The sequence below is a fragment of the Streptomyces naganishii JCM 4654 genome (assembly GCF_014650575.1).
Lineage (GTDB): Bacteria > Actinomycetota > Actinomycetes > Streptomycetales > Streptomycetaceae > Streptomyces > Streptomyces naganishii.
Genome location: NZ_BMVF01000012.1, coordinates 126,632 through 139,095, shown reverse-complemented (window position 1 = coordinate 139,095; position 12,464 = coordinate 126,632). Strand labels below are relative to the sequence as shown.

Annotated in this window: 9 protein-coding genes and 3 tRNA genes; 6 read left to right on the top strand and 6 right to left on the bottom strand. The window is 72.2% G+C overall.

Annotation, left to right across the window (positions count from 1 at the left end):
• Window positions 1–141 precede the first annotated feature (141 nt).
• Complete coding sequence (locus IE217_RS22325; RefSeq protein ID WP_308432758.1) at window positions 142–1,059, top strand: ANTAR domain-containing response regulator; 918 nt, start codon at window positions 142–144, stop codon at window positions 1,057–1,059.
• Between the two features lie 47 nt (window positions 1,060–1,106).
• A complete protein-coding gene (locus IE217_RS22320; RefSeq protein ID WP_190179689.1) occupies window positions 1,107–1,268 on the top strand; it encodes a hypothetical protein in 162 nt (53 codons plus the stop codon).
• A gap of 162 nt (window positions 1,269–1,430) precedes the next feature.
• Here IE217_RS22320 and IE217_RS22315 read toward each other — a convergent pair.
• The 3 genes from IE217_RS22315 to IE217_RS22305 form a co-directional block, all read right to left on the bottom strand.
• A tRNA-Ile gene (locus IE217_RS22315) sits at window positions 1,431–1,507 on the bottom strand.
• Window positions 1,508–1,636: 129 nt separating this feature from the next.
• Window positions 1,637–1,709 (bottom strand) — tRNA-Asn (locus tag IE217_RS22310).
• A gap of 5 nt (window positions 1,710–1,714) precedes the next feature.
• Window positions 1,715–1,787: transfer RNA gene (locus IE217_RS22305), tRNA-Asn, on the bottom strand.
• A 156-nt stretch (window positions 1,788–1,943) separates the two neighbouring features.
• On the opposite strand from IE217_RS22305, the gene IE217_RS22300 reads away from it, so the two are divergent.
• From IE217_RS22300 to IE217_RS22285, 4 genes are all read left to right on the top strand, one after another.
• On the top strand, window positions 1,944–2,246 hold the full coding sequence (locus IE217_RS22300; protein WP_190179772.1) for a YtxH domain-containing protein: 303 nt from the start codon (window positions 1,944–1,946) through the stop codon (window positions 2,244–2,246).
• Window positions 2,247–2,442: 196 nt separating this feature from the next.
• A complete protein-coding gene (locus IE217_RS22295) occupies window positions 2,443–3,897 on the top strand; it encodes a xylulokinase (protein ID WP_190179688.1) in 1,455 nt (484 codons plus the stop codon).
• Between the two features lie 194 nt (window positions 3,898–4,091).
• Window positions 4,092–5,825 (top strand): ABC transporter ATP-binding protein, encoded by a 1,734-nt coding sequence (locus IE217_RS22290; protein WP_190179687.1) that lies wholly within the window; start codon window positions 4,092–4,094, stop codon window positions 5,823–5,825.
• Window positions 5,825–7,753 (top strand): ABC transporter ATP-binding protein, encoded by a 1,929-nt coding sequence (locus IE217_RS22285; RefSeq protein WP_190179686.1) that lies wholly within the window; start codon window positions 5,825–5,827, stop codon window positions 7,751–7,753. The genes IE217_RS22290 and IE217_RS22285 overlap by 1 nt, the downstream gene beginning before the upstream one ends.
• Before the next feature lie 36 nt (window positions 7,754–7,789).
• On the opposite strand, the gene IE217_RS22280 is transcribed toward IE217_RS22285, so the two are convergent.
• The 3 genes from IE217_RS22280 to IE217_RS22270 all read right to left on the bottom strand — a co-directional run bounded on the left by IE217_RS22280 (window position 7,790) and on the right by IE217_RS22270 (window position 12,444).
• Window positions 7,790–9,100 (bottom strand): RNA polymerase sigma factor, encoded by a 1,311-nt coding sequence (locus IE217_RS22280; RefSeq protein WP_190179685.1) that lies wholly within the window; start codon window positions 9,098–9,100, stop codon window positions 7,790–7,792.
• A 116-nt stretch (window positions 9,101–9,216) separates the two neighbouring features.
• On the bottom strand, window positions 9,217–11,139 hold the full coding sequence (gene dnaG / locus IE217_RS22275) for a DNA primase (protein WP_190179684.1): 1,923 nt from the start codon (window positions 11,137–11,139) through the stop codon (window positions 9,217–9,219).
• A 39-nt stretch (window positions 11,140–11,178) separates the two neighbouring features.
• Entirely contained in the window at window positions 11,179–12,444 is a 1,266-nt protein-coding gene (locus IE217_RS22270) for an NAD(P)/FAD-dependent oxidoreductase (protein ID WP_190179683.1), read from the bottom strand.
• Window positions 12,445–12,464: the final 20 nt, after the last annotated feature.

Here is a 12,464-nt window from a genome sequence, read left to right as displayed (position 1 = left end):
TGGGCAGGTGCACGAAAGCACCGCCGGGAGGCAGACCATGGCGTTTCGACCCGCGGCCCCCACGGCCGCGGCCCGGCGGCGACGGGGAGCGCGACGTCGCCAGGTCGCGCGGGGACTGCCGGGGACGAACAAGGCGGGGACATGACCTCAACGGCGCCACCACCTCTCGCACTGCGGTTGCACGCCCTTGTCGACACGCTGACCATCGGCGTGCGCACGGACCAGGACGGCCGGGCCTTCCTCACCCCGCGCGGGGAACTGGTCCACGGCTGTACGCAGACGCTGGCCAAGGCACTGGCCGAACTGCCGCCCGGGGTCGTCCGGGTGGAGCTCGACGTGTCGCGGGTGACCTTCATGGACACCACCGGCCTGGAGTTCCTCCAGGTGCTCGACGAGCACGGCCGGGGTCACCTGGTCGAGGTGACGGCCACCGGCTGGACCGGTCAGCCGCGCCGGGTGCTGGAGCTGGCGGGCCTGGACACCGCCGACCCGCTGCGTCCGCCGCCCGACGGGTGTGCGCATCCGTCGCCTGAAACCCTGACCGGCTCGGCGGTGGCCCTGGAGCGCACGGAGCGGCTGCTTCGGCTGCGCGAGGAGGTCGGGCAGCTCCGCGAGGCCATGGTGGCCCGCCCGGTGATCGACCAGGCGCGCGGCATCCTGATGGCCGCCCACTCCTGCACGCCCGAACAGGCCTGGGACATCCTGCGCGAGACCTCCCAGCGCTCGAACACCAAACTGCGCGAGGTGGCCGCCGCCGTCACCGCCGGCGCCCTGCCGGACGGCCCCGTACCGCCGGACGGCATCCGCACGGCCCTGCGCACGGCGATATCCCGCACCACCGCCCCGGACACACCGCGACTCTCGCCGGCACCGCAGCCCTCGGCACCGGAGCCGTCACCGGCACCGGAGCCCTCGCAGGCACCGCAGCCGCCTCCCACCGCGCAGGCGCCCCCGGCCCAGCAGACGCCCCCACCCCCGGACCCGCAGGCGCCCCGCGCGCCGGTAGCGGACCGCACGCCGGTAGCGGACCGCACGCCGGGGTACCCGGCCTCCGAGTGACCATCCCCGTCCCAGAGGAGTCACCAGGAGCCCCAGGAGTCACCACGATGAGAGAGCACACCCCATCCCAGGCCGAGGGCGAGCGGGACGACGCGGGCACCCGGCGCAACGCCGAGCCGCCGGACACGCCGTATCCGACACCGTCACAGGCCGAGGGCGACCGGGACGACCTCCCGGACACGGCGGACCCCGCCGACGACAGCACCTGACGCACGGGACCGCCGAAGGCCGCGCGAGGCGTTCCTCCGGCCGGGTGCAAAACCCGGCCAACACGCGCCTGCGGCCCCCGGAACCGGTCCGGGGGCCGCAGACTTTGACCAAGGCACCCCGCGCGCGGCCGCAGGTCATATCGATTCTGCGCGGGTAGAGCCTGGTGGGGCGGGTGGGACTCGAACCCACGGCCGACGGATTATGAGTCCGCTGCTCTAACCGGCTGAGCTACCGCCCCGTTCGGCGCGTCGCGTACATGTGTGTGCGCCGTCTGCCGCAGCATAGCCGCTCATACGATCTCCTGCTTCGCCATGGTCGGCTTCCCGCGACATGAAAAAGGACCCCGGCGGGGTCCTCGTTCAGCATGCTCCCCCGACTGGACTCGAACCAGTAACCTGCCGGTTAACAGCCGGCTGCTCTGCCAATTGAGCTACGGAGGACCGAGCTCCCCCGACTGGACTCGAACCAGTAACCTGCCGGTTAACAGCCGGCTGCTCTGCCAATTGAGCTACGGAGGAATGCCTCGTTGCATCGAACGTGCCTACCTGGGTATTCGCCAGGGGGCGCGCGCTCGCTGCGACACATACATTAGCGCAAGCAGGGGGGTGCTCCGCCAATCGGTATCCCCGGGCATCCCCGGGCTCTGACCCACGAGGCAAGGAAGGGTGGCCACCATGCGTTACCGGCTCGCGTTCATCGCAGGGCTCGCGCTGGGCTACGTGCTGGGCACGAAGGCCGGGCGCGAACGCTACGAGCAGCTGAGGAGTTCCGCCCGCCAGGTCGCCCAGAACCCCGCGGTGCGCAACACCGCCGAGACGGCGGCACAGCAGAGCCGCCAGTTCGCCGGCAAGGCGTACCACGTGGTCAGCGAGAAGGTCGGCGACCACGTTCCCGAGGCGGTGGCCGAGCGGGTGCGCTCGCTGCGGGCCCACGGCAACGGCAGCGGCGCGGACGACTGGGGCACGAGCAACACGTAGTACAGCGGTCCCGCCACGGCGAGTGGGTGCCCTCGGACGGCCGTCCGAGGGCACCCTTTCGCGTGTACGGGGGCAGCCCCACCCGCACCGTACGGGGGCGGCTACCCGCGTGTACGGGGGCGCCCGCCGCCCGCTCCCCCGCGCTCCCACCGGCATACGGCGCGGCCACCCCTCGCCGTACGGCAGAATTTTCGCCATGGGGATAGTCGCCGGGTTGGACAGTTCGCCCGATTTCACTCGCATCGTGGTCTGCGACACGGACACGGGAGCCGTGCTCCGGCAGGGATACGCGCCGCATCCGGTGGAGAGCCCCGAGGGAGGCGGCCGCCCCTCCGACGTGGACCCGCAGGCCTGGCTGCTCTCTCTCGGGGAGGCCGCCGGCGGCGGGCTGCTGGAGGGTGTGCAGGCCATCGGCGTCTCCGCGCAGCAGAACGCGCTGATCCCGCTGGACGGCCAGGGCGCCACCGTGCGGCCCGCGCTGGTCGGCGGCGACCGGCGGGCCCAGGTGGCCGCCGCGGACCTGATCGACGCGCTCGGCGGCCGCGAGGCCTGGGCGCAGGCGGTGGGCTGCGTCCCGCAGGCCGCGCAGCCGGTGACCAAGCTGCGCTGGCTCGCCAAGAACGAACCCGAGGCCGCGCGCCGCACCGCCGTGCTGATGCAGGCGCACGACTGGCTGGTGTGGCAGCTGCTCGGCCGTCCGGTCAGACGGACCACCGACCGCGGCGGCGCCTCCGGCACCGGCTACTGGTCCGCGGCCACCGGCGCCTACCGCCCCGACCTGGTCGAGCTGGCCCTCGGCCACCAGGCGGTGCTCCCGGAGGTGATCGGCCCCGCCGACGCGGCCGGTACGACCCCGGAGGGTTTGCTGATCTCCGCCGGCACCGGCGAGACCATGGCCGCCGCCTTCGGTCTGGGCCTCGGCCTCGGTGACGCGGTGGTCTCCCTGGGCGCCTCCGGCTCGGTGATGGCCGTGCACCCCGAGGCGCTGGTCGACCAGAGCGGGATGATCACCTCGCTCGCGGACGCCACCGGCATGCACCTGCCGGTCGTCACCACACTCAACGCGGTGCGGGCCCTGCGCGGCACCGCCGAACTGCTGGGCCTCGCCGACCTCGAGGCCCTGTCCGACCTGGCGATGAAGTCGACGCCCGGGGCGCACGGGCTGGTCCTGCTGCCGTATCTGGAGGGCGAGCGGACGCCGAGCCTGCCGCACACCGCCGGGACGCTCGCGGGTCTCAGGCGCGAGTCGATGAAGCCGGAGCACCTGGCGCGGGCCGCGTTCGAGGGGATGCTGTGCGGGCTCGCGGACGCGCTGGACGTACTGCGCGGCCGGGGCGTGGAGGTGCGGCGCGTGTTCCTGCTGGGGCAGACGGCGGAGCTGCCGGCCGTGCAGGCCGCCGCGCCCTCGCTGTTCGGCGCGCAGGTGGTGGTGCCGCAGCCCGCGGACTACGCGGCGATCGGCGCGGCCCGGCAGGCGGCCTGGGCGCTCGGCGTCTCCCAGGGCGCCCTCGACCCGCGCACCCCGCCCGCCTGGCAGGGCGCGGTGGCCCAGGTGCTGGAGCCGGGCGAGGAACTGGCGGTGGGGCAGGCGGTGCGCCAGCAGTACGTGTCGGTGCGCGAGCAGACCCACCCCGGGGCGTTCCGCCCGTGATGCCCTGTGACGTCCCCTGTCCGGGCGGCCCCTTGGGGCGGGGATGACCCGGACGGCGTAGGACCACCGGCCGAGGGCGGCTCGGCCGGTGGACCGCTATTGGGTTAATCAGTTGAGGTAACGCGGGTGGAGTGTCCGACGATAGGGGCCAGGGGACACCGACCGCCCCCCACCGCCGACTCCGAGAGACCAGTGTGCTCATAAGACTTCTGCGGACCTATCTCAGGCCCTACAAGAAACCCATAGCCCTCCTGGTGCTGCTGCAGTTCCTGCAGACGTGCGCCACCCTCTACCTGCCCACGCTGAACGCCCACATCATCGACAACGGTGTGGTGAAGGGTGACACCGGTTACATCCTGACGTACGGCGGCGTGATGATCGCCATCTCGCTGGCGCAGGTGGTGTGCAACATCGGCGCCGTGTACTACGGCGCCCGCACCGCCTCCTCGCTCGGGCGGGACGTCCGCGCGGCCGTCTTCGACCGCGTGCAGTCCTTCTCGGCGCGCGAGGTCGGGCACTTCGGGGCGCCCTCCCTCATCACCCGTACGACCAACGACGTCCAGCAGGTCCAGATGCTGGCCCTGATGACGTTCACCCTGATGGTGTCGGCGCCCATCATGTGCGTGGGCGGTGTGGTGCTCGCCCTCGGCCTGGACGTGCCGCTGTCGGGCGTCCTGGTCGCCGTCGTACCGGTGCTCGGCATCTGCGTGACGCTGATCGTGCGCCGGCTGCGCCCGCTGTTCCGTTCCATGCAGACACGGCTGGACACGGTGAACCGGGTGCTGCGCGAGCAGATCACCGGCAACCGCGTCATCCGCGCCTTCGTCCGCGACGAGTACGAGAAGGACCGCTTCCGCCGGGCCAACGGGGACCTCACCGAGATGGCGCTGGCCACCGGCCGGCTGCTCGCGCTGATGTTCCCGATGGTGATGACGGTGGTGAACCTGTCGTCCATCGCGGTGGTGTGGTTCGGCGCCCACCGCATCGACAGCGGCGGCATGCAGATCGGCGACCTGACCGCGTTCCTCGCCTATCTGATGCAGATCGTGATGTCCGTGATGATGGCCACCTTCATGTTCATGATGGTGCCGCGCGCGGAGGTGTGCGCCGAGCGCATCGAGGAGGTTTTGGACACCGAGTCCAGCGTCGTGCCGCCGAGCGCCCCGGTGCTCGAGCTGCGCCGCCACGGGCATCTGGAGATCCGTCAGGCCGGCTTCCGCTACCCGGGCGCCGAGGAGCCCGTCCTCAAGGCCGTCGACCTGGTGGCCCGCCCCGGCGAGGTCACCGCCGTCATCGGGTCCACCGGCAGCGGCAAGTCCACCCTGCTGGGCCTGGTGCCCCGGCTGTTCGACGCCACCGACGGGGAGATCCTCGTCGACGGGGTGGACGTGCAGCGGGTGGAGCCGGCGCTGCTGGCGCGCACGGTCGGCCTGGTCCCGCAGAAGCCGTACCTGTTCGCGGGCACGGTGGCGACCAACCTGCGCTACGGCAACCCGGACGCCACCGACGAGGAGCTGTGGCACGCGCTGGAGGTGGCGCAGGCCAAGGAGTTCGTCTCCCGGCTGGAGGGCGGGCTGGACGCGCCGATCGCCCAGGGCGGCACCAACGTCTCCGGCGGTCAGCGCCAGCGCCTGGCCATCGCCCGCACCCTGGTGCAGCGCCCGGAGATCTACCTCTTCGACGACTCCTTCTCCGCGCTCGACTACGCCACCGACGCCGCCCTGCGCGCCGCGCTCGCGCGCGAGACCGCCGAGGCGACCGTGGTGATCGTCGCCCAGCGGGTGGCGACCATCCGGGACGCCGACCGGATCGTCGTACTGGACGAGGGACGGGTCGTCGGCACCGGCCGCCACCACGAGCTGATGGCGGACAACGAGACCTACCGGGAGATCGTGCTCTCCCAGCTGACGGAAGCGGAGGCTGCCTGATGGCCGGGCCGATGGGGCGGATGATGGCCGGCGGCGGCCCCGACAACCGCTCGATGGACTTCAAGACGTCGGGCCGGCGGCTCCTCGGGCACTTCCGGCCCGAGCGGTACACGATGTACGCGCTGGTGCTGTGCGTGGTCGTCAGCGTCACGCTCAGCGTGATCGGGCCGAAGATCCTCGGCAGGGCCACCGACCTGGTCTTCGCCGGGATCGTCGGACGGCAGATGCCGTCGGGGCTGACCAAGGAGCAGGTGCTCGACTCGATGCGCCGGCGCGGCCAGGGCGGCATCGCCGACATGCTGGGCGGCACCGACTTCACCCCGGGCAAGGGCATCGACTTCGGCGCCGTGGGCGAGGTCCTGCTGTTCGCGCTCGGCACGTTCCTGGCGGCAGGCCTGCTGATGGCGGTGGCGACGCGGCTGGTGAACCGGTCGGTGAACCGCACCATGTTCCGCATGCGCGAGGACGTGCAGACGAAGCTGTCGCGGCTGCCGCTGTCGTACTTCGACAAGCGCCAGCGCGGCGAGGTGCTCTCGCGCGCCACCAACGACATCGACAACATCGGGCAGACGCTCCAGCAGTCGATGGGCCAGCTCATCAACTCGGTGCTGACCATCATCGGCGTGCTGGTGATGATGTTCTACGTCTCCTGGATCCTGGCGCTGGTCGCGCTGGTGACCGTGCCGCTGTCGTTCGTCGTCGCCACCCGCGTGGGCAAGCGGTCGCAGCCGCACTTCGTGCAGCAGTGGCGCTCCACCGGCAAGCTGAACGCGCACATCGAGGAGATGTACACCGGGCACACCCTGGTGAAGGTGTTCGGCCGGCAGGAGGAGTCGGCGCGGCAGTTCGCCGAGCAGAACGAGGCGCTGTACGAGGCCGGGTTCAGGGCGCAGTTCAACAGCGGCATCATGCAGCCGCTGATGATGTTCGTCTCGAACATCAACTACGTGCTGGTGGCGGTCGTCGGCGGGCTCAGGGTGGCCTCCGGCGCGCTGTCGATCGGTGACGTGCAGGCGTTCATCCAGTACTCGCGGCAGTTCTCGATGCCGCTGACCCAGGTCGCCTCGATGGCGAACCTGGTGCAGTCGGGCGTCGCCTCGGCCGAGCGGATCTTCGAACTCCTGGACGCCGAGGAGCAGGAGGCGGACCCGGTGCCGGGCGTGCGGCCGGAGCAGCTGCGCGGGCGGGTCGCGCTGGAGCACGTGTCCTTCCGCTACGACGAGGACAAGCCGCTCATCGAGGACCTGTCCCTGAAGGTCGAGCCCGGTCACACGGTCGCGATCGTCGGCCCGACCGGCGCGGGCAAGACCACGCTGGTCAACCTGCTGATGCGGTTCTACGACGTCACCAGCGGGCGGATCACCCTGGACGGCGTGGACATCGCGCGCATGTCGCGGGACGAACTGCGCTCCGGCATCGGCATGGTGCTCCAGGACACCTGGCTGTTCGGCGGCACCATCGCGGAGAACATCGCCTACGGAGCCTCCCGCCAGGTCACGCGCGGGGAGATCGAGGAGGCGGCGCGGGCGGCCCACGCGGACCGGTTCATCCGCACCCTGCCCGAGGGCTACGACACGGTGATCGACGACGAGGGCTCCGGGGTGAGCGCCGGTGAGAAGCAGCTCATCACCATCGCGCGGGCGTTCCTGTCCGACCCGGTGATCCTGGTCCTGGACGAGGCGACCAGCTCGGTGGACACCCGCACCGAGGTGCTGATCCAGAAGGCGATGGCCAAACTCCAGCACGGCCGGACGTCGTTCGTCATCGCGCACCGGCTCTCCACGATCCGGGACGCGGACACGATCCTCGTCATGGAGAACGGCTCGATCGTCGAACAGGGCGCCCACGACGAGCTGCTGGAGGCCGACGGGGCCTACGCGCGGCTCTACAAGGCGCAGTTCGCGCAGGCGGTCGCGGAGGTCGACTGAGGCACGGGGGGCCGCCGTCCGCGCGGCGGCCCCTTCTCAGTCCAGGTAGCCGCGCAGCTGGTCGGCGAAGGCGTGGTCGCGCAGCTTGTTGAGGGTCTTGGACTCGATCTGCCGGATCCGCTCGCGGGTCACGCCGAAGATGCGCCCTATCTCCTCCAGGGTGCGCGGCCGCCCGTCGGCCAGCCCGTAGCGCAGCTGGACGACCTTGCGCTCGCGCTCCCCGAGCGTCGACAGCACGGCGTCCAGGTGCTCGCGCAGCAGCAGGAAGGCGGCGGACTCCACCGGGGAGGCGGCGTCGCCGTCCTCGATGAGGTCGCCGAGGGCCACGTCGTCCTCCTCGCCGACCGGGGCGTGCAGGGAGACCGGCTCCTGGGCCAGGCGCAGCACCTCGCTGACCCGCTCGGGCGGCAGTTCGAGATGGGCGGCGACCTCGTCGGGCGTCGGCTCGTAGCCCCGTTCCTGGAGGATCCGGCGCTGCACGCGCACGACCCGGTTGATGAGCTCGACGACGTGGACAGGGACCCGGATGGTGCGGGCCTGGTCGGCCAGCGCCCGGGACATGGCCTGCCGGATCCACCAGGTGGCGTAGGTGGAGAACTTGTAGCCGCGGGCGTAGTCGAACTTCTCCACCGCCCTGATCAGCCCGAGGTTGCCCTCCTGCACGAGGTCGAGCATGGTGAGCCCGCGCCCCACGTACCGCTTGGCGACGGAGACGACGAGCCGGAGGTTCGCCTCGATGAGCCGGCGCTTGGCCATCCGCCCCATGACGACGAGGCGGTCCAGGTCCAGGGCGAGCTGGGAGTCCAGGTCGGGGGTGCCGGCCAGTTTCTCCTCGGCGAACAGCCCGGCCTCCACGCGCCGGGCGAGCTCGACCTCCTCGGCGGCGGTGAGCAGCGGGATGCGGCCGATCTCGCGCAGGTACTGGCGGAACAGGTCGGAGGAGGGCGCGCCGGACTCGGTGCGGGCGGGGGCGGGGGCCGGTTCGACGGGCTCGGGGGCGTCGCCCGGTTCGGCGGGCTCGGGGGCGTCGCCCTCCAGCGCTCCCGCCGGAGGTTCCTCCGGCTCGGACGGGGCCTCGGCGGGGCCTTCCGTCCCGGGGTGGCGCCCGGCCCTGTCCTGCGGGGGTACGGCCGCGATGACGCGGTCGGGGGCGACGTCGGTCTGGGCGAGGGTCTGGGTCTGCACGGGGGCGACCTCCAGGATGTTCGCTGCTGAGCTGTGCGGCAGCGGTACTCGGGGGGCGGAGTCGGCGGCCTCGCCGCTGTCCGTCCCGTACGCGATGAGCGAAGCGGCGGGGGTGTGGGACCCGTGGGGGACGGATCGGCCGCGCTCCGAGGACTCAGGCACCGGACCCAGTGTGGGGTACGACACATCGCTGCCACGAGGGGCGTGCGATGACTTTTTGCGTCCGGTCCGTGACCGGGCGGTTACTCAGATCGTTTGGCGGCGGGCCGCAGCCACGCTCACAGCGCGGCCGCGCCGCGCTGGCGCAGGGCCTGGTCGTACTGCTGGAGGATCCACAACTCGTTCTGCGCCGCGGCGAGTTCGGCCGGGTCGCCGCCGGTGCCGAGGCGGGCGACGGTGCTGTTGAGGTCGCGGATGCGGCGTTCGACGGCGCGGCGGCGGACGCGGACCAGGACCTCGCCCGCGTACATCTCGTCGACCGCCCGGTGCATGATCGCCTCGACGGCGAGCTCGGTGACCATCGCGCGGACCTGGTCGTCCGGGGCCGCCTCGCGGACGCGGGCCAGGTACTCCTGGGGGTCGCCGACGCCGTGCTCCGCGCCACCCGCTTCGAGGATGGTCTGGCGCACGGCGGCGTAGGGCGGGGCAGTGAACTCGTCGACGCCGTACGCGTCGAAGGCCGGGGAGACCAGCTCCGGGCGCTGGAGCGCGAGCTTCAGCAGCTCCCGCTCGGTGGCGAAGACGGGGTTGCGCAGGTTCAGCGCGGGGCCCCGGGCCTGCGTGGCGGCGGGCCGCGCGGCTGCGTACTGCTGCCGGGGGCCGCCCTGCTGGCGGTCCGGGCCGCCGCCGCGGCCGGAGCCGCCGCGCTCGCGGGCCCAGCGGGCGAGCTGGGCGACCCGCCGGACCACGAACTGGGTGTCGAGGATGCCGAGCAGCCCGGCGAGCTGGACGGCGACCTCGTGCTGGGCGCCGCTGTTCTTGATCCGGGCGACGACCGGCGCGGCCTCGTCGAGCGCCGCGGCGCGGCCGGCCGGGGTGTCGAGGTCGTAGCGGGCGACGATCTGGCGCAGCGCGAACTCGAAGAGCGGGGTGCGCGGTTCGGTCAGGTCGGCGACCGCCTCGTCGCCCTTGGCCAGCCGCAGCTCGCAGGGGTCCATGCCGTCGGGGGCGATGGCGATGTAGGTCTCGGCGGCGAACTTCTGGTCGTCCTCGAAGGCGCGCAGGGCGGCCTTCTGCCCGGCCGCGTCGCCGTCGAAGGTGAAGATCACGCGCGCCGAGCCGTTGTCCATCAGCAGCCGACGCAGGATCTTGATGTGGTCGCCGCCGAAGGCGGTGCCGCAGGTGGCGATCGCGGTGGTGACCCCGGCGAGGTGGCAGGCCATGACGTCGGTGTAGCCCTCGACGACGACCGCGCGGGAGGCCTTGGCGATCTCCTTCTTGGCCAGGTCGATGCCGTAGAGGACCTGGGACTTCTTGTAGATCGCGGTCTCGGGGGTGTTGAGGTACTTCGGGCCGTTGTCCGCCTCGTAGAGCTTGCGTGCGCCGAAGCCCACCACCTCGCCGCCGATGTCGCGGATCGGCCACATCAGCCGGCCGCGGAAGCGGTCGATGGGGCCGCGGCGGCCCTCCTGGGAGAGCCCGGAGAGGATCAGCTCCTTGTCGCTGAAGCCCTTGCCGCGCAGGAAGCGGGTGAGGTGGTCCCAGCCCTGCGGGCTGTAGCCGACGCCGAAGTGGACGGCGGCGGCCTGGTCGAAGCCGCGCTCGGCGAGGAAGACCCGGCCGGTCTCGGCCTCGGGGGAGGCCGCGAGCTGTTCCGCGTACCACTCGGCGGCCAGCTTGTGGGCCTCGACCAGGCGGATGCGCTCGCCGCGCTGGTGGGCGGGGTTGTACCCGCCCTCCTCGTAGCGCAACGTGATGCCGGCCTGGGCGGCCAGGCGCTCGACCGCCTCGGAGAAGGAGAGGTGGTCCACCTTCATCACGAAGGTGATGGTGTCGCCGCCCTCCTGGCAGCCGAAGCAGTGGAAGAGTCCCTTGCTCGGGCTGACCTGGAAGGACGGGGACTTCTCGTCGTGGAACGGGCACAGGCCCTTGAGGTTGCCGCCGCCCGCGCCCCGCAGCTGGAGGTACTCGGACACGACGGCGTCGATCGGGACCGCGTCCCGTACCGCCTTCACGTCCTCGTCGTTGATCCGTCCTGCCACGCGTGAATTCTACGGGGACGGTCGGACACTCCTTCCCTCCTACGAGGCCAGGCTGTCCAGCGGGACGTGCGGGTCGGCCAGCGCCTCCGTGTCCACGCGCGCCTTCGTGCGGATCAGGTGCTGGATCGGGTCCGTGACGTCCCACACGTTGACGTTCATCCCGGCCAGCACCCGGCCCTCCTTCACCCAGAAGGCGATGAACTCGCGCTTGCCGGCGTCCCCTCGGATGACCACCTCGTCGTACGACCCGGGCGGCGCCCAGCCGCTGTACTCCATGCCGAGGTCGTACTGGTCGGAGAAGAAGTAGGGCACGCGGTCGTAGACGACGTCCTGGCCGAGCATCGCGCGGGCCGCGGCCGGGCCGCCGTTGAGCGCGTTGGCCCAGTGCTCCACCCGCAGCCGGGTGCCGAACAGCCCGTGCGGGAAGGACGCGGCGTCGCCGGCCGCGTAAATGTCCGGGTCGGAGGTGCGCAGCCGCTCGTCGACCGCGATGCCGCCGCCGTGCTCGCGGGGGGCCAGCTCGAGGCCCGCGGACTCGGCGAGGGCGACGCGCGGGGCGGCGCCGATCGCGGCGAGCACGTCGTGGCAGGGGTGCTCCTCGCCGTCGTCGGTGCGGGCGGCCAGCACCATGCCGTCCTGCCCGACGATCTCGGTGAGCCGGGCGCCGAAGTGGAAGCGGACGCCGTGCTCGCGGTGCAGCTCGGCGAAGAGCTGGCCCAGCTCGGGGCCGAGGACGTGGTGCAGCGGGGTGGCGGAGGGCTCGACGAGGGTGACCTCGGCGCCGTACTCGCGGGCCGCGGCGGCCACCTCCAGGCCGATCCAGCCGCCGCCGGCGATCACCAGGTGGCCGTTGTCCCGGCCGAGGTGGGTCAGCACGCCCTTGAGGCGCTCGGCGTGGGCGAGGCGGCGCAGGTGGTGGACGCCGGCGAGGCCGGTGCCGGGGATGTCCAGGCGGCGCGGCTCGGCGCCGGTGGCCAGGAGCAGCTTGTCGTAGCGCACGTGGGTGCCGTCGTCGCCGTAGTGGACGGTCTTGGCGGCGCGGTCGATGGCGACGACGGTCTGGCCGAGGTGCAGCTCGATGTCGTTGCGCGCGTACCAGGCGGGCTCGTGCACGAAGACGCTGTCGCGCTCCTCCTTGCCGAGCAGGTAGCCCTTGGACAGCGGCGGGCGTTCGTAGGGGTGGTCGCGCTCGTCGCAGATGAGGAGCACGCGGCCGCTGAAGCCCTCCGCGCGGAGGGTCTCGGCCGCCTTCGCGCCGGCGAGACCTCCTCCGACGATGACGAATGTCTGATCCGCGTCGACCACTTGATGCCTCCTCGTAAGGG

Excerpts from the sequence above, each read along its gene's own strand:
- IE217_RS22325 (WP_308432758.1), top strand. The coding sequence starts at position 142 with ATGACCTCAACGGCGCCACCACCTCTCGCACTGCGGTTGCACGCCCTT.
- IE217_RS22320 (WP_190179689.1), top strand. The coding sequence starts at position 1,107 with ATGAGAGAGCACACCCCATCCCAGGCCGAGGGCGAGCGGGACGACGCG.
- IE217_RS22300 (WP_190179772.1), top strand. The coding sequence starts at position 1,944 with ATGCGTTACCGGCTCGCGTTCATCGCAGGGCTCGCGCTGGGCTACGTG.
- IE217_RS22295 (WP_190179688.1), top strand. The coding sequence starts at position 2,443 with ATGGGGATAGTCGCCGGGTTGGACAGTTCGCCCGATTTCACTCGCATC.
- IE217_RS22285 (WP_190179686.1), top strand. The coding sequence starts at position 5,825 with ATGGCCGGGCCGATGGGGCGGATGATGGCCGGCGGCGGCCCCGACAAC.